Below are 20,283 nucleotides of genomic sequence, written 5' to 3' on the forward strand. Positions count from 1 at the left end.
TGACATATCCTGCAAAAACGCACGGTATCCATGAAAAAGAGAGATCGTCATCCACTCGGTGACAATCTCTCTTTTTTTATCGGCTGTACCCGTTGAAAAATCCTGCTCGGATTATAAGAACACATAGGTCTCCCTCAGTCAGTCCGCTGATTGTAATCACATTTTTGACACTGACGCATCGTATGCTCATTATCCTCCCGATGATAAGCTCCGGACCATTTGCAGATACTTTGAAGTATAGGAACCGATGAGTACCCCTTGGCCGTCAATCCGTATTCAACTCGAGGCGGAATTTCATAAAACTGATGCCGTTCGATCATGTCGTCATTCATCAATTCTTTTAAGGTCGCTGCCAAGACGGCATCAGTAATATTCGCCATTTCCCTGCGGATAGCGCTGTATCGCAGTCTTCCGTTTTCAGCTAACACACAGATTATCCTCGATTTCCATTTACCGCCAAAAACAGACAGTCCATATTCTAAGGGACATCGGATATCCTTTTCTAATTTAGGCTTATACACCGTTCACGCCACCTTTCTTGATGCTGATTTTATTATAGTAGCTCCCTTTTATCCCTTCAAGTTACTATTAAAATGAATAGTGACTCATAAATTTGCTTATATCTTCTCCCGGCCGAGTAGGGCCGCTATAATGAAGAAGAGCTCACAGAAAACCGAAAGGGAGGAACATACTATGAACGTAAAGGCTTATTTAGAAATTACCATGAAAATCGATGCCGCCAATCGACCGGCTGCCGCCAAAGTATATACGGACTACCGCCAGCCCTTCCTGACGACTATTGAAGGAGCCTTGACCAAAGACCTCCTCATCCGCGATGAAGACGTACAGGTACTCCACGGCTTTGACAGTGCCGAACACGCCCAGGCTTATCTTTCCAGCGACCTCTTCAAAAACGACGTCTTCGTCGGCCTTCAGCCCCTTTGGACAGGAGATCCGGAAGTAAAGATTTATACCCTTGCATAGTTTCGCAAGCATCCAAAAATACCGGTATCATAAAAAATAAGCAGCCCTTAAAGGCTGCTTATTTTTTATCGCTAATAGTCCCTAAAGAAGGATGCGTTCATTACCGTTTATTTCAAGACGGCATCGGCACTGGTCGGGAGATCCGGCATATCCGTGTTGAACCATTTTTTGTAAATCTGCTGGAATTCACCGCTCTTCTTCAATTTTTCCATAGCTTCGTTTACTTGCTGCAAGAGTTCCTTATTATCCTTATTGAGGGCAAAGGCCAGATATTCCGGCTTCGTATTGCTGATATCGATGACATCGAATTTATCCTTTCCGTCCTGGGTCAGGAAGTAATCGGCAACAGGCTTATCGATGATAGCTGCCGGCGAGCCGCCAACCTGGAGTTCCATGATGGCTTCCGAGTTATTATCGAACTGCTTGACATTGTATCCCTGTTCTTCAGCATATTTAGCCCCTGTCGTCCCGATTTGAACGGCAATCTGTTTGCCCTGGAGATCCGCTGCCGAATGGATACCGCTGTTCTTCGGCGTTAAGATGACCAGTTTCGATTCATAGAAAGGAGCTGCAAAAGCGACTTTCTGAGCCCGTTCCGGCGTAACCGTCATCCCCGTCGCAGCAATGTCCATGTCCCCTTGCTGGATGATAGGAATGATACCGGAAAAGGCAATATTATTAAATTCGACATCGCGATTCATTTCTTTGGCGACGGCACGGATCAAATCCATTTCAAAGCCTTTGTATTCGGCCGACTGATCGCTGTCTTTAAATTCAAAAGGAACGAAGGTCGCATTGGTAGCGACTCGAAGCGGCTTATTGGCATCGCCTGCTTCTTTTTGACTGCTGCCGCAGCCGGCTAAGAGTGACGCCGCCAAAACACCTGTAAGCAATGCAGTACCCATTTTTTTCATATCCATGCCAATTCCTCCATTAAAATGAATAAAAATTAAATTTGTTTTTATTATTATACCATTTTATACAAAAAAGTAAAGAGGATTTTAGGCTAAAATATCAAAAAAGCGCTGCTCCCGAAGGAGCAACGCTTTGATAGATTATTTACTGAGATCCAAAGAGCGAACTTTTTCACGCAGCGGCAATACAGACGGAGGGCTGACCGACAGTTCGTCTACCCCCATGCGCAGGAAGGTTTCCGTCAAGGTCAAATCAGCACCGAGTTCACCGCAGATACCTACCCAAATGCCGGCTTTATGGCCATTTTCAATGGTCATCTGAATCAGTTTCAGGACAGCCGGATGATGGGGATCGAAGAAGGTATCGAGTTTCGTCTGCTGACGGTCGATAGCCAAGGTGTACTGGGTCAAATCGTTAGAACCGATGCTGAAGAAGTCAACTTCTTTAGCCAGTTCTTCACTCATGACGGCAGCCGCCGGCGTTTCGACCATAATGCCGACTTCCATATCCTTATCGTAGGCAATGCCTTTGGCATCCAATTCCCGGCGGACTTCGTCCAAGATTTTTTTGCTCTGCTGTACTTCCCAGACGGAAATAATCATGGGGAACATGATGGCAATCTTACCGAATGCCGAAGCACGAAGCAAGGCGCGGAGCTGTGTCTTGAACAAATCGACGCGGCTCAGGCAGATGCGGATAGCACGCATGCCCATAGCCGGGTTTTCTTCCGGATCAAGGTCGAAATAGTCAACCTTTTTATCGGCACCGATATCAAGCGTACGGATGACGACGGTCTTGCCTTCAAGGGCTTCTGCAGCCTGCTTATAGGCTTCGAACTGCTGATCTTCCGTCGGATAGTTGCTGCTTTCCAAATAGAGGAATTCGCTGCGGAAAAGACCGATGCCTTCGGCATCATTGGCCAGAACCTGAGGCAGGTTGCCCGGATTGCCGATATTGGCAAAGAGATTGATCTTCTTGCCGTCTTTGGTAACCGTCGGGACACCGCGCACCTGTTCTAAGGCTGTAAGGCGCAGTTCTTCTTCTTTCTGCTTTTTCTTCATCAGGGCCAGCGTTTCTTCATCAGGATTGATGTAAACGTCCCCTGTCGTGCCGTCGATGACAGCCATCATACCGTCAACGTCGTTGTGAAGCTGCGTTCCCGTGCTGACGACAGCGGCAATCCCCAAGGTACGGGCTAAGATAGCCGTATGCGAGTTGGTGCTGCCTGCTGACGTAACAAAGCCAAGGATCTTGTCAGTATCGAGCTGTAACGTTTCGCTCGGTGCCAAGTCGTCAGCAGCAATGATAACCTGATCATAGTTACTGAAATCAATCCCCGGGCCGCCGCTGAGCTGCTGCTCTACGCGGCGGGAAATATCGAGAACGTCGGCTGCACGGGCCTGCATATAGGCGTCTTCCATGGAGCGGAACATCTCCGCGAGTTCTTGAGCCGTCTGATCAACGGCTGCTTCAGCATTCATTTTTTCCTCGCGGATTCTTGTTTCAATACCTTCAACATAGTCATCGTCATCGAGCATCATCTGATGAACTTCAAAGACAGCCGCTTGTTCTTCACCGACTTTGTCTACAGCTTTAACATATAAGTCTTTCAGCTGGCTCATCGCTTCTTCACGCGCTTTTTGGAAACGCGCCAATTCTACTTCGACACTTTCAATGGGCCGAACGGCTGTAGAAATGGTGTTGCGATGAAACAGTGCCAGCGGTCCGATACTGATACCGGAAAAGACACTCTTACCTTTTAACGTCAGCATCTGCTTTCCCCCTCAAAAATCTTAGAAGTTTTCCTTCAAGAAGGCTTCTACAGCACTTGCTGCCTGTTCTTCGTCAGCGCCTTCTACCTGTACTTTAATGGATTCACCCTGCTTTACCCCTAAAGCCATGACGGTGAAGATTTTTTTCAAATCACCTTTACGAGCGCCTTTGAAGACACTGATGTTGGATTCAAATTTTTTAGCTTCTTTAACCAAGAGGCCAGCCGGACGAGCATGGATACCCTGGGGATCGGTTACAACAAATTCAAATTCTTTCATGAAAATTCCTCCTTCAGGAAATAAGTGTTTGGAATAGTTGAGATAAAACTCTATTATATAGTGTACTTGATTTATGGAAATTACGCAATTACTCTTGAGGACGTTTTTTGCGGAAAATACCGAGTAAGATGGCTGCCACGATGACACCGGCAATTAAAGAGACGATATACATGGGCCAATTGGTGATGACACCGAATACGAAGATACCGCCGTGAGGTGCCGGAAGGGCGCAGCCAAAGAGCATCGACAGCGAGCCGGCGACAGCAGAACCGATGGCGCAGGTCGGAATGACGCGAAGCGGGTCAGAGGCTGCAAAAGGAATGGCACCTTCCGTAATGAAGGACAGGCCCATGATGAAGTTGGTAATCGTCGACTGCCGTTCTTTCGGCGTAAACTTATTTCTAAAGATCAGCATAGCCAAGGCGATTGCCAGGGGCGGAACCATGCCGCCGGCCATGACCGAAGCCATGATGCCCGAGCTGACAGCCTGACCGGTAGCACTCATGAGCGAGGCCGTCCCAAAGACGTAGGCTGCCTTGTTGATAGGACCGCCAAAGTCGATAGACATCATGCCTCCGAGGACGAAACCGAGGACGATACGGCTCGACGTCGTCATACTGTTGAGGCTGTCGAACAACCAGGTATTAAAGATAGCCGTCGGCGGGTTGATGACAAAGGTCATGATAAGGCCGATGAGAACCAGACCTAACACCGGATAAAAGAGGATGGGCTTCGTGCCTTCCAGGGATTCCGGCAGGACCGACAAGACTTTTTTCAATAAAAGAACCAAGTAACCGGCAATGAAGCCTGCAAAGAGAGCGCCAAAGAAACCGGATCCGCCCGTTGTCGCCAGGAACCCGCCGACGATACCGGGCATCAGAGCCGGTCGTTCGCCGATACTCATGGCAATGTATCCGGCCAGGATAGGCATCATCATGCTGAAGGACAGACCGCCGATATTTTTCAATAAGGCGGCGACAGGCGTCCCACTACCGAAGTTTGCCGCACCGGCATTGTCCATATCAAAGAGGAAGGCCAAGGCGATGAGAATACCGCCGCCGATAACGAAGGGCAGCATATGGGATACGCCATTCATCAAATGCTTATAAATCTGGCGGCCGACGCTTTCCTTTTCGGCACTTTCAAGAGCTACCGATTCAGAAGACGATTCCGATCCCTGATAAACGGGAGCTTTGCCGTCGAGGACTGTCTGAATCAATTCTTCCGGGATCTTAATGCCGTTGGCAACTTTGGTGAAGATGACCTTTTTGCCGGCAAAGCGCTGGACCGGTACGTCTTTATCGACGGCGACGATGACGCCGACAGCCCGCTTGATATCGGCTTCGGTCAGGTGATTTTTAACCCCGCCGGAACCATTGGTTTCGACTTTGATGTCGACGCCCATGGCAGCGGCCTTATTTTCCAACGCTTCGGCAGCCATATAAGTATGGGCAATGCCCGTCGGGCAAGCCGTAACGCCGACGATGAAGGGTCGTTCGGATGGAGCCGCTTCTACGGCCGGTGCTTCTTCCGCAGCGGCTTCAGCGGCCGCTTCTGCGGCTTCGGCTTCAATCTGTTCGGCTTCGGCCTTATCGATCGTCGCAAGGTATTCTTCCGGCGTCTTAGCCTGCATCAAGGCATTGCGAAAATCATCATCCATCAGCATACGGCTCAAACGGCTCAATACTTCCAAGTGGACGTCTGCACCGCCGGCCGGGGCTGCAATCATGAAAAACAGATGAGCCGGTTCGTCGTCGAGGCTTTCGTAATCGACGCCGTCACGAACGATCATCGAGGCCAGCCCCGGTTCGTTTACGGCTTCCGTCTTGGCATGAGGAATGGCAATGCCTTCGCCGATACCCGTGCTGCCTTCGGCTTCACGAGCCAGAACACGTTCTTTGTACAGCTCTTTGTCATTCAAATTACCGCCGGCATCCATGAGGTCGACGAGGTGGCCAATGGCCGCTGTCTTATCGGCAACAGCGGCATTAAGGTCAATGCTCTGCTTCTTGAGTAAATCTACAATACGCATCTACATCACTCCTTCTCGATTTAATTCTCTATACCATTCAATTCTCTAATACAAAAAGTACAAATTCACTTATAACTGGGAATAAATGTCCCGAATCTGGGATTCCGTTGCCAGCCATTCATTAAAGGCCGAAGCACTGCCGGCGCTGATACCCATCTTCAAAGCTTCATTGAGGTCTCCCTTAGCCGATTCAAAACCGGCCAGGAATCCGGCGACCATACTGTCTCCGGCACCGACAGAGTTGACCAGTGTGCCCTTCGGGGACGGACGGCGGTATACTTTTCCGTCTTCGCCGAGAAGAAGCGCACCGTCTCCCCCGAGAGAAACGAGGACGTTGCGGGCCCCCATAGCCTGCAGCTGTTTAGCGCAGACGATGATTTCATCATCCGTCTTGAGATCGACGCTGAACAGTTCGCCTAATTCAAAATTATTGGGCTTAATGAGGAATGGTTTATATTTAATGACATTTTTCAATAAGTCGCCTGTAGCATCGACGACGACGCGAATATCCCGGCCTTGAAGGCGCTTCAAGATCTGTTCATAGATATCGTCTGGAATATCACTGGGAATACTGCCGGCCAAGACCAATGTATCACCATCCGCAATGGCATCGATTTGCGCCAAAAGGGCATTGAGCTTATCTTCAGGAATATTCGGACCCATGCCGTTAACAGCCGTTTCGTCATCGGCACTGACCTTGAGGTTAATGCGCGAGCATCCTTCATCGAGGAGGATAAAATCCGTATCCCCGCCGTTTTCTTTAGCCAGGCGTTCGATTTCCTTACCCGTAAAGCCGGCCACAAAGCCCAGCATCTTAGACGGGATGTGAAGGTTGCCGAGAACGAGGGATACATTGATGCCCTTGCCACCGGGATAAATCATTTCTTGCTCTGCCCGATTGATATCACCGGCTGTAAACTTCTTCATATGGACAACATAATCTAAGGATGGGTTGAACGTAACTGTATAAATCACAGGATATGCACCTCCGTAATTTGCTGATACGGTTTGTAATCGAGGCTGTCATCGTCCCGCGCCGTAATCAGCGTAACCATTGACAATTCTGCAAATGTAATATGTGAAGATAAGCCGAACTTACTGGAATCGGCCAAGACAAAGCGATCCAAGCACTGCCCCAAAGCGGCTCTTTTACAAACGGCCTCTTCATCATCGGGCGTCGTGCAGCCGGAATGGACTGCAATGCCGTTGGCACCAAAAAATCCTTTGGTAAAATGGTATCGGCCAATCATGTCTCTCATTTCACTGCCGACGATGGCTTCCGTATCGCCCTTCACTCGTCCGGGAACGATATAGACCCTGCCGCCGATGCGGCCTAATTTCTGTGCCAAGGGAATACTGTTCGTAACAAATGTCGCTTCTGAACCGGCCAGGAACTCGACGAGCTGTTCCGTCGTCGAACCGGCATCGAGATATACAAAGTCCTCTTTATGAATCAGTCGGGCTGCATACTGAGCAATACGCCGCTTTTCACTCATATGAATAGAATATTTATCCTGCAAATTCTCCATATCCGCTTCATATAAAGAATCGTCTCGAAGCGTCGTCGCTCCGCCATGAACACGGCGCAGGCGGCCTTCCCGATCAAGGGTCAGTAAATCCCTTCGGACTGTCGATTCCGAGATGTTCAAAAAACTAACTAAATCCTGAACAGATACGGCTCCGCTCGTATTGACGAGTCGCATTATTTTTTCATGTCTTTCTTCAGTCAGCATCGCATCACTTCCTTTTCCAGCCTCCTCTCGCCATATTATATCGTTAATTTCATTCATTTTCAATCAAATACAACCATTATAATCAAAAAGCAATCAAATTCGTTCATTTATGTGCTCAGCTCATTCAAGTGATTTTATTCACATAGAAATAAAAAAAAGAAGGAAACTGTCATATAAGGGACAATTTCCTTCCATGAACTTCCATAACCCGATGATGAATCGGTCGGGTCAATCATTTCTATTTAAGAAAGCACTTACATACCGGTACTCCGAGACGGCTGGGCCGTCGTTTCAATTCCGTGACGGGTCTGGTATTTCAAGAATGCCATCAGTACCAAAGCCACTACGAAGGCTCCGACGAAGAAGTACAGCGTCGTAGCGTAGCTGTTCGTCGTTTCTTTGATGATCGATACCAAGACCGGACCGGCAACGCCGGCAGCCCCCCAAGCCGTCAGGATACGGCCGTGAATGGCGCTGAGATACTTGGTCCCAAAAAGGTCGCTGAGGTAAGCCGGCATGCAGGAAAAACCGCCGCCATAGCAAGTAATGATGAGCAGGAGGAGGATTTGGAAGCTGAAAGCGCTGGTTACATTGGCAAGCTGCCAGAAGGCCAGGATTTCAATGGCGAAGAATAAGACATATGTCGACGAACGGCCGATATAGTCGGAAACGGTAGCCCAAGCAATGCGGCCGGCACCGTTCAAGAGACCGATGAGGCCGACCATAGAAGCTGCTGCCATGGGAGACATGCCGACGACATCCTGGGCCATGGGAGAAGCGACGGCCAAGAGGGCGATGCCGCAGGTAATGTTCGTAAAGAAGAGCCACCAAATGGCGTAGAACTGCCACGTTTTCATGGAGTCGCGAACGGTAAACTGAGGCTGTGCATCGGCATATTCAACGTTCGATTTCTTTTCAGCAGCCGCTGCCGAATCTTCTTCGGGAGGCGCTAAATATAAGGAAGAGGCCGTCATAATGACCATATATACAATACCGAGGATGATGAAATTAGCCACCAGACCAAAAGACTGAACCAGAATTTGCATGGCAGGACCTGCAATCAAGCTGGCAAAACCGAAGCCCATGATAGCCAAACCCGTTGCAAAGCCGCGGTTTTCAGGGAACCACTTAACCAACGTCGATACCGGCGTAATGTAGCCCGTCCCCAGGCCGATGCCGCCGATGACGCCGTAGAACAAGTAGAGCATGGGCAGGCTGTGCAGGTAGAGGGCAGCTGCCGTACCGAACATAGCCAAGACGAAGAAGGTCATCGACAAGAGCCCGGATTTGCGAGGTCCGATTTTTTGAACAAAACTGCCCAAGAAACCGGCCGACAATCCGAGGAATAAAATAGCTAAAGAAAAAGTCCACGTCGTTTCCTGCAGGCTAAAGCCCATAGCTTCCATGATCGGCTTGGTCAAAACGCTCCAAGCGTAGACACTGCCGATACAAATATGGAGGCCGATAGCCGACAAAGCGATGAGCCAACGATTTCTTTTCATGATCCATTATCTCCTTCCAGGTAGGGAGCCAAGAGGTCTGAAAAAAAATATACCGACCCCCGGGCCCAAGAATATGTTAGTAGCATACACTTGCCCAGACGGTCGGCATGAAATGGCTTCGTACAGTTCACGTGGTTGCTCCACTTGAATCCGTCAGTCCTGTACGAATCTGCTGATGTTATTATACGAATATTGATTTATTTTGTCAATATCAAATTTTAAGCGGCCGGAGAAAAAGGAACGTAATCCTTCGATTCCTGTGACTGGCCGGCAGCTTTTTGTGTCGTTGCTGCACTCGACGATTGTTCCTGCCCCTGCTGAGCGGCTAATTCAGCAGCCTGCTGCTGCTTTTCCTGAATATCCGATAAGGTCTGGCCTGCCGGTGCATGGCGCACGATGTAGACATTTTCTGCCGGTTCCGCATCTTTCAGAGCCGAAAAAGCGTAGGTCATCAGTTTCTGGGCATCGCCATAGCGGTCACTCGAATTCATGATCGATGCGATGACCGTCCGACCGTCTCTCGTTGCCGAAACGACAAGACAAGGACCACCGGCATTGGTCGTACCGGTCTTGATGCCGTTGGCGCCGGAAAAGCCGCTGGTCAAAAACTCGTTGGTCGACGTGCAGTGCTTAAATCCGCCGTCCATATAGGGCATGTCGAATTCGCTTCGGCTGACCATATCCTGAAATTCAGGAATCTTCATGCCATAGGCAGCGATAACAGCCATGTCGCGAGCCGTCGAGTAATGGTTCGTATCGGGAAGGCCGTGAGGATTGGCAAAGTGCGTATGAGAAGCGCCTAAAGCAGCTGCTTTTTCATTCATCTTGGCGACAAAATCAGATTCTGTCGGCGTCACCGTTTCGGCGACGGCAACGGCCGCATCACAGCCCGATACGAGCATCATGCCGGTCATGCCATTACTGAGGGTAATCTGATCGCCCGGTTTGATGCCGAGGACCGAAGCATCACTTTCGATGTCATAGATATCATTCGTAATATTAAGGGGTTTATCCATCAGATTTTGACTCTTCCCGAGCTCAATGCCGAGGATGGCCGTCATAATTTTCGTCGTACTGCCGGGATAGGCCAGGTCATCGGCATTTTTCGCATAGAGTTCATCCCCCGTATCGGCATCCATGACATAGGCTGCATGAGCCTCGATATCCGGTTTCTGCAGTTCATCGGCAAAGACCGGCGCTGCCATCGTCATACAGGCAGCAGCAGCCAAACAAATCATTTTTTTCAAAGACATAATTGCACCTCTCCTTTATAAAGGATTTTTTACAGCCATTTTCGGCTTGCGCGGATATTTTTTAGGACTTTCGCCAGTCTTTTGAATATAGATGACGGCCCGCACCTCATCGAGTCCCGGAAGCTGAACGGCCTTCACATGGTCCACCGTACCGCCTAAAATCTTCAAGGCCTTTTCAGCTTCTTTCAGTTCGTCCTCATACTGGGCGCCCTTTAAAGAAATGAAATAACCGTCCTGTTTGACATAGGGCAGAGCCCATTCGGCCAGAATATTTAAACGAGCCACGGCTCGGCTGGTCACGACGTCAAAGGCACTGCGGTAGATAGGCTGATGGGCCGCCTCTTCGGCCCGACCGTGAAGGAAATCGGCAGTAAGTCCCAATTGATCGACCAAGTTCTGCAAAAAAGTAAGTCTCTTTTGCAGGGAGTCAAAAAAGGTAACCTTCAAATCCGGGCGATAGATGAGCAGGGGCAGGCCGGGAAAACCGGCGCCGGTTCCCAAATCAAGAACGGACGCCCCCGGCGTAAAGCAATCCGCTTCATAACAGGAAAGACTGTCGGCCATGTGTTTTATCGCTACTTCTTTAGGCTCGGTAATGGCCGTCAGGTTCATGACCTTATTGGTTTCAATTAATTGTTCATGAAAGACGTCGAATTGGCGGAGCTGTTCCTCCGTAACCGAAAGTCCCATGGCTGTAAGAGCCGATTGTAATTCACTGCCAAACATATCACTTATCCCCCCGGTTGTGTTGTTCCAAGAGAATCAGAAGGGCCGTAATATCGGCCGGTGAAACGCCGGAAATACGGCTGGCCTGACCTAAGGACAAGGGGCGGATTTCATCGAGCTTCTGCCGCGCTTCGGCAGACAAAGTGTCGATGTCGGCATAGACGATGTCTTTGGGCATTTTCTTCTTTTCCAGACGGTTCATCTTATCGACCTGTTCCATCTGACGGCTGATGTAGCCTTCGTACTTAATCATGATTTCGATTTCTTCCTCAACGTCTTCCGCTAAGTCCGGCAAGTCAAAGACAGTCTGTAGGGACGCATAGGTCACGTCATCACGACGAAGAAGGTCATAGGCTGTGAGGGCCGTATGGATAGGCGCTGTGCCGAGTTTTTCAAGTTTCGCCAAGTTATCTTTAGACGGCGTAACTGAAATTTCCTTCAAGGCCGAAATCCCTGCCTCAATAGCCTGTTTCTTATTTGTGAATGCCTGATATCGTTCTTCTGTAACCAGGCCAATATCATAGCCCTTCTGGGTCAGGCGCAAATCGGCATTATCCTGCCTCAGGATGAGGCGGTACTCACTGCGGCTGGTCATGATGCGGTAAGGCTCGTTCGTTCCCTTGGTGACTAAATCATCGATGAGGACGCCGATGTAGGCTTCGGAACGGGTCAGGACGAAGGGATCTTTATGCTGCACTTTTAAAGCCGCATTGATACCGGCAATCAGCCCTTGAGCTGCCGCTTCTTCATAACCGCTGGTGCCGTTGGCCTGGCCGGCTGAAAAGAGGCCGGAAATCTTTTTCGTTTCCAGCCATGGCGTGAGCTGCGTCGGATCAAGGCAGTCGTATTCGATGGCGTAGCCGGGACGCATGATTTTTACGTCTTCAAGGCCCGGTATCGTCCGCAGGAAGGCGTACTGAACGTCGGCAGGCATACTGGTACTCATGCCCTGGACGTACATTTCTTCTGTCGATTCCCCTTCCGGTTCAACGAAAAGCTGGTGCCGCTTTTTATCGGCAAAGCGGACGATTTTCGATTCAATGGACGGGCAGTACCGGGGACCGATGCCTTCGATGACGCCGTTGCACATCGGTGCCCGATCAAGGTTGTCGCGAATGATTTTATGCGTTTCTTCATTGGTAAAGGTCAGCCAGCAGCAAGCCTTGTTGCGGTTCTTTCGTTCCGACAAGAAGGAAAATGCATGGCCGTCTTTATCCCCTTCCTGCTTAGTCATTTCATCAGTCCGAAGGGTGCGGCGGTCGACGCGGGCCGGCGTACCGGTCTTAAAGCGCATGAGCTTGATCCCGGCTTTTAAGAGCGATCCCGACAGGTCTTCTGCCGAACGCTGGCCGATGGGGCCGCCGGAATAGGTGCAGTCGCCAATGATGATTTTCCCCTTTAAATAGGTTCCTGTCGCCAAGATGACGCAGGATGCCTTATAGACTTCGTCCAGTTCCGTCCGCACGCCAGAAACCTTACCGTCTTCGAGCAGCAAGTCAGTAATCATAAGCTGTTTGACATCGAGATTTTCCTGGTTTTCCAGGGTCTTGGTCATGTCCATCTGATACAGCTTTTTATCGGACTGCGCCCGCAGCGAATAGACAGCAGGACCCTTGCCGGTATTGAGCATCCGCATTTGCAGGCACGTTTTATCGGTATTGATTCCCATTTCTCCGCCTAAGGCATCGATTTCCCGGACCAAATGACTCTTTCCGGGACCTCCTACGGCCGGATTGCAGGGCATGAGGGCAATATTATCTAAATTTAAAGTAGCCATCAACGTCTTGGCACCTAAGCGGGCACTGGCAAGAGCCGCTTCACAGCCGGCATGGCCGGCGCCGATGACGATGACATCATATGTATCGACGGTAAACATAGTTCCACCTCTTTATTTTCCCAAACAGAATCGGCTGAAGATTTCTTCAACGATATCGTCATGAACGGTATCCCCCGTGATAGAGCCCAAGAGGCTCCAGGCTTCCCGCAAGTCTACGACGGCAAAATCGACAGGCATGCCGTCTTCCATCGTCTTCAGGGCACGGCTCAAGGCCTCCCGGCTTTGGCGGACCAGCTCAATATGACGCGTATTGGTTAAAAGAGCACTGCCCGATTGATTCGTACGTGGCAGGGCCTGTTCCAAAAGCCGGTCTTTTAAAACCTCCAGGCCTTCGCCGGTACTGGCCGAAATAGACAGGATCGGATGGTCATAAGCCGTAAGATCGCCTTCGCCGACGACAGCCGGCAAATCGAGTTTATTGAGGACGATGAGGGCATTTTTATCAGCCGTTGCCGCTAAGATGCTCTTATCTTCCTCAGAAAGAGGCCGAGAACGGTCGATGACAACGACGGTGATATCGGCCTTGTCCATATAGGATTTAGCCTTCGTTACGCCAATCTGTTCGACCCGGTCATCGGTCTCGCGAATTCCTGCCGTATCGACCAAACAGACGGGAACGCCCTTTAAAGAAATCCATTCTTCGAGAACGTCCCTCGTCGTGCCCGGCACATCGGTGACGATAGCCCGATCGCTTTGAAGCAGGCAGTTGAGCAGGCTCGATTTGCCGGCGTTCGGTGTGCCGGCAATGGCTGCCATGACGCCGTCACGGATCATTCGCCCTTCCCGCGAAGCAGTCAACATCTCATCGAGGGCTTCAATTTGAGTCCGAATAGAACCGGCAACATCTGGGACCGTAATATCTTCTAAGTCTTCTTCAGGATAGTCGATCATGACTTCCAGGCGTGTAATAAAATCAGTCAGTTCCTTGCGCATGGCACCGACGGCCTTCGAAAGCCGTCCTTCAAGCTGACTGACAGCATTGGTAAGGCCCTGATCGCTCTTGGCCTGGATGACATCCATGACGGCCTCGGCCTGAGCCAGGTCGATACGGCCGTTCACGAAGGCCCGCTGCGTAAATTCGCCGGGATTGGCCAGGCGGGCCCCATGGGAAAGGACCTGAGCCAATATTTCTTCTAAGGCCTTGTAGCCCCCGTGGCACTGGATTTCTAAGACATCTTCAGCTGTATATGAATGAGGCCCCTTCATGATGAGCAGCAAAACTTCATCGATTGGCCGGCCGTCATCAGACACGATCATACCGTGCTGGATGGAACGGTCCCGACGGTTCGCCAAAGGAACCTCAGAGGAACTCTTAAAAACGGCATCGCCGACCGCATAGGCCTTGCTGCCGCTGATACGAATGACGCCGATGCCGCTTTCACCGAGCGGGGTTGCAATGGCCGCAATCGTATCGGCCGTATCATACATCATATATGACTCCTTCCATAGTCTAAAAGGAGTTGTCAGCGACAACTCCTTTTTCATATCTATCGTTATGCGTTATCCTTGATAATAAATGACGACGTGACGGTACGGATCTTTGCCTTCGCTTTCCGTCCGCACTTCCGAGTCATTTTGCAGGGCTACGTGAATGATTTTTCGTTCATAGCCATTCATCGGCTCTAAGGTAACGGACTCGCCATTTTGTTTGACCCGGTTGGCCAAACGATGAGCCAGCTGCTTCAGCGTTTCTTCACGGCGATGGCGGTAGTTTTCAACATCGAGCATAATAAAGTACCGTGCATTCTCACCTTGATTGGTCGTCAGGTTGGTCAAATATTGGAGGGCATCCAAGGTTTGACCGTGCTTGCCTATAAGAATGCCTAAGTTCTTGCCATGGAGATGAAGAAGGATCTTATCGGATTTAATCATCTTTTCAATGACTACGTCAATGCCCATGTTCTTAAGGACTTCCTGAAGGAAAGCCTTGCCCTTGGCAGCCGCTTCTTCTGCCGAAAAAACAGCTTCCTCCGGTTCATGTACGACCGCTTCAGAAATCCCGTCTTCTTCCACATCGGATGGTGAGACTTCTGGATCCTTTGCATCTTCAGACGTTTCAGCTATTTGCGGTTCTTCAACGAGAACTTCCTTTTCCGGTTCGGCCTGAACGACGTCAGACGGTACCGGCGTGACATCGGCCTTTTCAGTAATACGGACCCGGGCCGGTTTACTGCCAAATCCAAAGAAACCGCTTTTCGGTTCTTCTAAAATCTCGATATCGACTTCTTCTTTCATTCTGCCGAGGCGCACCAGACCGGAGCGCACGGCATCTTCGATCGTTTTTCCTGTTGCTTCGATAGTACTCATGCTTCTGCTCCTTTATTCTTGAGGTGAGCCATAATCATCTGCTGGCCCCACTGGAAAAGGTTAGAAACGACCCAGTAAATGACCAAGCCGCTCGGGAAGTTGAGGCTGATCCAACCGATAAACAGCGGCATGACGACTTTCATGATTTTCTGCTGTTTCGCTTGAGCCTCCGAGGCAGCTACCTGTGCGCCGGACATCTGGTTCTGAATAAAGTACGTCGAAATGGCCGACAGGATCGGCATGACGTAAATAGGATCCGGCTGACCGAGACTGGGAAGCCATAAAAAGCTTTCAAAGGCAGGATCATAAGGATACTCTCTTAGAGCATAGAATATAGAAATAAGGAAAGGCATCTGAATGAGAATGGGAAGGCAGCCCGACAAGGGGTTAACGCCCATTTCCCGATACAGTTTAGACATTTCTTCCTGCATCTTCTTCTGATTTCCCTTATATTTCTTCTGTATCTCTTTAATCTTAGGCTGCAAAAGCTGCATACCTTCCATGGAACGGATCTGTTTCGCCGTAAGGGGAGACAGCACCAATTTAATAATCAAGGTGAGCAAGATAATGGCAATGCCATAGCTCGGATAGCCCATGTTCTGGGTAAAAGCATAACAGTAATTCATAAATGTCGTCATAATACCACTGAGGACATCCATTATTCCACTGAAAAAGCCCAATGTGCTCAACTCCTGTTCAGTTGTAAAAATAAGGATTTACGGTACGGGATCATATCCACCCTTATGAAAGGGATGGCATTTTAAAATGCGCCTTATTGCCAAGTAACTCCCTTTTAACGCACCGTATTTCTGCAATGCTTCAAGAGCATAGGCAGAACAAGTGGGATAAAACCGGCAGCATGGCCGGTGAAGCGGCGATATAAATAACTGGTAGCCCCGAATCAGGGCTATGAAACACCATTTCATGCATCATCACTTCTTTTTCAATACCCTGGCATGCCGGAATAACTGCAAAATAGACTGCTCTGCTTCTGCATATCCGGCATATTTCAGACTGCTGCGGCCAATGAGGACTAAATCGAAACCGTCCTTCAGATCAAACTGATGGAGTCGGTATACTTCCTTCATCAGACGGCGGCAGCGGTTGCGCTCAACGGCACAACCGATTTTTTTCCCCGTCACAAAACCAATGCGGGTCGGTTGTTTTGGCGACCGCGGCAGGACGTATAAAACGACGCGGCGATTGACATACGACTTCCCGCGGCGGTATACGAGCTGGTATTCGCGATTTTTACACAGCCGTTGCTCTTTCGTTAGTTCATACATACATAATTGTCCTAGTAATGCTAGAAAAACAGAAAAATTCCACATGCCGGAACTTTTCTGTTTATCTCGTAATAATTAAGCAGAGAGTTTTTTTCTGCCTTTCATGCGTCTTCTTTTTAAAACCATGCGGCCGCCCTTAGTCTTCATTCTTTCACGAAAACCATGAGTTCTTTTTCTCCACAATGTATTCGGCTGATATGTCTGTTTCAAGCTAGACACCTCCTTTTCCATCATTGACTGTAATTAATTTACACCATAACAGGTTAATTATAGTAAGTGAATGAAGGCCTGTCAAGCCTTATTTTTAGTAGATTATTCCATTTGAGAATACCGTATGCATAAGTATTCCAGCAAAAATTCCTTCCCATAACCGGGGTTTTGTTGTAGAATGTGGATAGATAAATACAGTTATCAACAATCCATCCACATTTTGTGGATAAGTGGAAAGAATCGGAAACTCGATGTATATCGGCTTTCCGGCTTTTTACATTTCATTTGTTCACGTTGTCCACAATGAAGTTGTACACATATGAACGCCCATTATACACACTTAAATTTTTCGTACAGACAGGAAGGATTATTATGGATCTGCTCAGTTTATGGGAAAAAATGTTAGCCAATTTGAAACAAGTCTTGCCAAAAGAAATTTTCACTAATTGGTTTGAAGGCAACATCATTCCCTACTCGTATTCCGAAGAAGAAAATCTGCTCATCCTCGACACGATGACCAATTTTCTTCGCGATTATGTCAGCAAAAAGTATACCGATGTCCTGGAGACAATCGCCGAAGAAGTCATTGGCCATAAAACCAGGGTTCAGCTCATTACCAGCCAAGAAAAAACGCCGACCCACGACAAAACCGAAGCCGTCGCCGAAACGATTACCCTTCCGCCAAAACAAAACACGACGCCGGCTGAACCCGTGACAACCTCCCACGTCGGAAAACCGGCCCAGGCAGTCCCTACCGAATGGGTTCAACCTGAACTTCCCATGAACGATACCATGCCGGCCATAAAGGATGCCGCTCCGTTATCACTGACAACAGAATCCAGTCCTTATAATAATAATTTAAATAAAGATTATACCTTTGACAACTTCATCGTCGGCAACAGCAATCGCGTAGCTACGGCCGTTGCCAAGTCGATCGCTGCCGCTCCGGCTCAAAAATGGAATCCTTTTTATATTTACGGGGACAGCGGCCTGGGCAAGACCCATTTAATGCATGCCATCGGCCATGAACTGTTAAAAAACTTCCCGAATATGCGTCTCTTATGCATTACCAGCGAAGACTTCGTCAATGAATTCATCCAATGCATCCAGGACCAGAATACGGAAAGCTTCCGCCGCCGGTACCGCAACGTCGACGTCCTCTTTGTCGATGATATCCAGTTCCTCGGCCGCGGTGAAAAGGAAAGCTCTAAGGAAGAATTCTTCCATACCTTTAATAAGCTCTACCAGGATAAAAAGCAGATGGTATTTACCAGTGATCGTCCGCCCCGCGACATAAAAAAACTGGAAGAACGCCTGCGCTCACGCTTTGAAAACGGCATGGTCACGCAAATCGAACCGCCTGATTTGGAAACGAGGACCGCCATCTTACGAACCTGGTCCGAAAAAGAAAATATCGTCTATGATTTAGATGCCTTAAATTACATTGCCGCCAATGTCAGCGAAAATATCAGAAAGCTGCATGGCGCTTTTATCCGCGTCCTCTTAGAAGCCTTGCAGACCAAGAGTAATGTCACCTTGCCGTTGGTTAAACATGCAATCAGCTATATCACCGATGCGCAAGATGAAAAGAAGTATATTACCATCGATGAAATTACGACCTATATCTGCCAACATTATAATATCAATTATAAAGAATTGATGGGCAAAAAAAAGACCAAGGATATTGCCCTCCCTCGTCAAATTGCCATGTATATGTGCCGTGAACTGACCGGGAACACTTATCCTCATATCGGAACGGCTTTCAATGGTCGTGACCATACGACGGTTATGCATGCCTGTACCAAGATCATGGAACGAGCCAAAGAAGATCGTCATTTCAAAGAACATATCGAAAAGATGATGAATGAAATCCGCGGTGTGGATAACTAGGTTGATAAAAATATCGATAGATTGTGGATAAGGTAAAAAAAGAAATCCACAGTGGAAATGTGGACAAAAAATAACTTGTTATCCACATTCTATCCACACCTGTGGATAGCTGAAATTGGCTCTTATTCATCACTTATCCACAAATTCACAGGCCCTACTACTAAGACTACTATTTTTTAATTCACATTTAATTAATTTACTCAGCGCAGAAAAGGGGATACTCCATTGAGACTGAAACTAAAAAAAGAAGATCTGAACAAAGGCTTACAAGCTGTCCAAAAAGTAGCTCAGAACAAAAACAACAATATGTCTTCTGAAAACGGCCTTCTGATTAAAGCCCTTCACGGCATTATCGAATTTCAGGCCAATGATTATGACATGGGAATCAAGATCACCGTTCCCGGAATCATTGAAGAAAAAGGAGAAGCCTTTATTGCCAATCCTTATTTAATGGACTTGACCCGACGAATTCCAAGTGATGAAATTGAAATCATCAAGGCCGATACGGATACGCAGCTGCTCATTAAAGGCGACAAGCTGAAATTTGAATGCCTGACCATCAACCCCGATGACTTTAATGAAGTCGAAATCGTCGAAAACGGTTATGCCAGCTTTAAAACGACGAGTGTCGTCTTAAAGGATTTAATCGATAATACGTCTTATGCCTGTGCCACTGACGTAGCACGTCCGATTTTCATGGGGACCTTCCTCGATGTCCAAGGCGATCAGATGACCATGGTAGCTACGGATACGCACCGCCTGGCTCTGAAAAAGACGACCCTCGATGAACCGGTGAATAATCCGCTGCAGGCTGTTATCCCCAGCCGGCTCTTGGCGGAAATTTCTCGTCAGCTGCCAACTGATATTCCGGAGACCGTCGAAATCACAGCCGTCCGCAACTACCTGGCCGTTCAGTTCGGCAACGTCTACATCCGTACGCGCCTTATCGAAGGGGACTTCCCCAATTACCGCCGCGTCATTCCGACGGACTTTAAATGTATTGCCAAAGTCAATCGCTCCGAATTTACTGGCGCTGTGGAACGAGCTTCCATCGTAGCCAAAGATGCTCAGTATAATGTCATCAACTTCCTCATCAGCGAGGGCCAGATTAAATTGATGAGTCAGCATCCCGATTACGGTACCGTCGAAGACTACGTCTCCTGCGACATGGACGGCGAAGAATTGGATATCTCCTTCAATGGAAAATTTATCCTCGACATCTTGAAACATTGTCAGAGCAGCGACGTCATCTTGAAATCGAAAGAAAACAGCCCGATGCTCGTTCAGGATAAGGATGACGATTCTTGTGTATTTGTTGTAACCCCTATGAGGACAAAATAATGGAAACAATTAAAATTGAAACGCCGATGATCCAATTGGACCAGTTTTTGAAATGGGCCAGTATTTTACAAAGCGGCGGCGAAATCCGCTTTTTATTGGATGAAGATAAAATTTTAGTAAATGGAATTTTATGCAAAGCTAAGAGAAAAAAACTCTATCCGGGAGATACGGTAGAAATTAAGGATGTCGGTACATATTTGATTAAAGGTGAATAAT

General features: G+C 48.5%; 21 protein-coding genes and 1 riboswitch. Of the genes, 4 read left to right on the forward strand and 17 right to left on the reverse strand.

Annotation, left to right across the window (positions count from 1 at the left end):
• Positions 1–134: 134 nt before the first annotated feature.
• On the reverse strand, positions 135–521 hold the full coding sequence (locus UCI88_RS04095; RefSeq protein ID WP_256179709.1) for a winged helix-turn-helix transcriptional regulator: 387 nt from the start codon (positions 519–521) through the stop codon (positions 135–137).
• A gap of 172 nt (positions 522–693) precedes the next feature.
• On the opposite strand from UCI88_RS04095, the gene UCI88_RS04100 reads away from it, so the two are divergent.
• On the forward strand, positions 694–984 hold the full coding sequence (locus tag UCI88_RS04100; protein ID WP_044503404.1) for a hypothetical protein: 291 nt from the start codon (positions 694–696) through the stop codon (positions 982–984).
• Positions 985–1,091: 107 nt separating this feature from the next.
• Here the strand turns inward: UCI88_RS04100 and UCI88_RS04105 are convergent, their stop codons facing one another.
• The 16 genes from UCI88_RS04105 to rpmH all read right to left on the reverse strand — a co-directional run bounded on the left by UCI88_RS04105 (position 1,092) and on the right by rpmH (position 16,836).
• Positions 1,092–1,904: a basic amino acid ABC transporter substrate-binding protein gene (locus tag UCI88_RS04105; RefSeq protein WP_044503405.1), complete on the reverse strand. Its 813-nt coding sequence runs from the start codon at positions 1,902–1,904 to the stop codon at positions 1,092–1,094.
• A gap of 135 nt (positions 1,905–2,039) precedes the next feature.
• The gene (ptsP, locus tag UCI88_RS04110; RefSeq protein WP_044503406.1) at positions 2,040–3,671 is read right to left on the reverse strand and encodes a phosphoenolpyruvate--protein phosphotransferase; all 1,632 of its coding nucleotides are present in this window, start codon (positions 3,669–3,671) and stop codon (positions 2,040–2,042) included.
• 21 nt (positions 3,672–3,692) lie between these two features.
• On the reverse strand, positions 3,693–3,950 hold the full coding sequence (locus tag UCI88_RS04115; protein ID WP_044503407.1) for an HPr family phosphocarrier protein: 258 nt from the start codon (positions 3,948–3,950) through the stop codon (positions 3,693–3,695).
• Positions 3,951–4,038: 88 nt separating this feature from the next.
• Positions 4,039–5,982, reverse strand: a complete 1,944-nt coding sequence (locus UCI88_RS04120; RefSeq protein ID WP_256179710.1) for a PTS fructose transporter subunit IIABC — start codon at positions 5,980–5,982, stop codon at positions 4,039–4,041.
• A gap of 69 nt (positions 5,983–6,051) precedes the next feature.
• Positions 6,052–6,957 (reverse strand): 1-phosphofructokinase, encoded by a 906-nt coding sequence (gene pfkB, locus UCI88_RS04125; RefSeq protein ID WP_044503409.1) that lies wholly within the window; start codon positions 6,955–6,957, stop codon positions 6,052–6,054.
• Complete coding sequence (locus tag UCI88_RS04130) at positions 6,954–7,715, reverse strand: DeoR/GlpR family DNA-binding transcription regulator (protein ID WP_044503410.1); 762 nt, start codon at positions 7,713–7,715, stop codon at positions 6,954–6,956. The genes pfkB and UCI88_RS04130 overlap by 4 nt, the downstream gene beginning before the upstream one ends.
• A gap of 254 nt (positions 7,716–7,969) precedes the next feature.
• Positions 7,970–9,217, reverse strand: coding sequence for an L-lactate MFS transporter (locus UCI88_RS04135; protein ID WP_065360061.1), 1,248 nt, complete (start codon positions 9,215–9,217; stop codon positions 7,970–7,972).
• Between the two features lie 85 nt (positions 9,218–9,302).
• Positions 9,303–9,388: riboswitch (ZMP/ZTP riboswitch) on the reverse strand.
• A 47-nt stretch (positions 9,389–9,435) separates the two neighbouring features.
• Positions 9,436–10,470, reverse strand: coding sequence for a D-alanyl-D-alanine carboxypeptidase family protein (locus tag UCI88_RS04140; RefSeq protein ID WP_256179711.1), 1,035 nt, complete (start codon positions 10,468–10,470; stop codon positions 9,436–9,438).
• Positions 10,471–10,485: 15 nt separating this feature from the next.
• Positions 10,486–11,196 carry a 16S rRNA (guanine(527)-N(7))-methyltransferase RsmG gene (gene rsmG, locus UCI88_RS04145; protein ID WP_256179712.1) on the reverse strand — a complete coding sequence of 237 codons (711 nt, stop codon included), beginning with the start codon at positions 11,194–11,196 and terminating at the stop codon, positions 10,486–10,488.
• Between the two features lies 1 nt (position 11,197).
• The gene (mnmG, locus tag UCI88_RS04150; RefSeq protein WP_044503413.1) at positions 11,198–13,072 is read right to left on the reverse strand and encodes a tRNA uridine-5-carboxymethylaminomethyl(34) synthesis enzyme MnmG; all 1,875 of its coding nucleotides are present in this window, start codon (positions 13,070–13,072) and stop codon (positions 11,198–11,200) included.
• A 12-nt stretch (positions 13,073–13,084) separates the two neighbouring features.
• The gene (gene mnmE / locus UCI88_RS04155; protein WP_256179733.1) at positions 13,085–14,461 is read right to left on the reverse strand and encodes a tRNA uridine-5-carboxymethylaminomethyl(34) synthesis GTPase MnmE; all 1,377 of its coding nucleotides are present in this window, start codon (positions 14,459–14,461) and stop codon (positions 13,085–13,087) included.
• Positions 14,462–14,533: 72 nt separating this feature from the next.
• Entirely contained in the window at positions 14,534–15,340 is an 807-nt protein-coding gene (gene jag / locus UCI88_RS04160; protein ID WP_256179713.1) for an RNA-binding cell elongation regulator Jag/EloR, read from the reverse strand.
• Positions 15,337–15,999, reverse strand: coding sequence for a YidC/Oxa1 family membrane protein insertase (locus UCI88_RS04165; RefSeq protein ID WP_044503416.1), 663 nt, complete (start codon positions 15,997–15,999; stop codon positions 15,337–15,339). The genes jag and UCI88_RS04165 overlap by 4 nt, the downstream gene beginning before the upstream one ends.
• Before the next feature lie 57 nt (positions 16,000–16,056).
• Positions 16,057–16,266 carry a membrane protein insertion efficiency factor YidD gene (yidD, locus tag UCI88_RS04170; RefSeq protein ID WP_071822302.1) on the reverse strand — a complete coding sequence of 70 codons (210 nt, stop codon included), beginning with the start codon at positions 16,264–16,266 and terminating at the stop codon, positions 16,057–16,059.
• 6 nt (positions 16,267–16,272) lie between these two features.
• Complete coding sequence (rnpA, locus tag UCI88_RS04175; protein WP_044503417.1) at positions 16,273–16,626, reverse strand: ribonuclease P protein component; 354 nt, start codon at positions 16,624–16,626, stop codon at positions 16,273–16,275.
• A 75-nt stretch (positions 16,627–16,701) separates the two neighbouring features.
• On the reverse strand, positions 16,702–16,836 hold the full coding sequence (gene rpmH, locus UCI88_RS04180; protein ID WP_071822304.1) for a 50S ribosomal protein L34: 135 nt from the start codon (positions 16,834–16,836) through the stop codon (positions 16,702–16,704).
• Positions 16,837–17,208: 372 nt separating this feature from the next.
• Between rpmH and dnaA the strand changes: the two genes are divergently transcribed.
• The 3 genes from dnaA to UCI88_RS04195 all read left to right on the forward strand — a co-directional run bounded on the left by dnaA (position 17,209) and on the right by UCI88_RS04195 (position 20,282).
• On the forward strand, positions 17,209–18,726 hold the full coding sequence (dnaA, locus tag UCI88_RS04185; protein WP_044503418.1) for a chromosomal replication initiator protein DnaA: 1,518 nt from the start codon (positions 17,209–17,211) through the stop codon (positions 18,724–18,726).
• A gap of 225 nt (positions 18,727–18,951) precedes the next feature.
• On the forward strand, positions 18,952–20,067 hold the full coding sequence (dnaN, locus tag UCI88_RS04190; protein ID WP_256179714.1) for a DNA polymerase III subunit beta: 1,116 nt from the start codon (positions 18,952–18,954) through the stop codon (positions 20,065–20,067).
• Positions 20,067–20,282: an RNA-binding S4 domain-containing protein gene (locus UCI88_RS04195; RefSeq protein ID WP_044503420.1), complete on the forward strand. Its 216-nt coding sequence runs from the start codon at positions 20,067–20,069 to the stop codon at positions 20,280–20,282. The genes dnaN and UCI88_RS04195 overlap by 1 nt, the downstream gene beginning before the upstream one ends.
• Position 20,283: the final 1 nt, after the last annotated feature.

It is taken from the genome of Megasphaera massiliensis, from assembly GCF_036305205.1.
GTDB classification, from domain to species: Bacteria; Bacillota; Negativicutes; order Veillonellales; family Megasphaeraceae; genus Megasphaera; species Megasphaera massiliensis.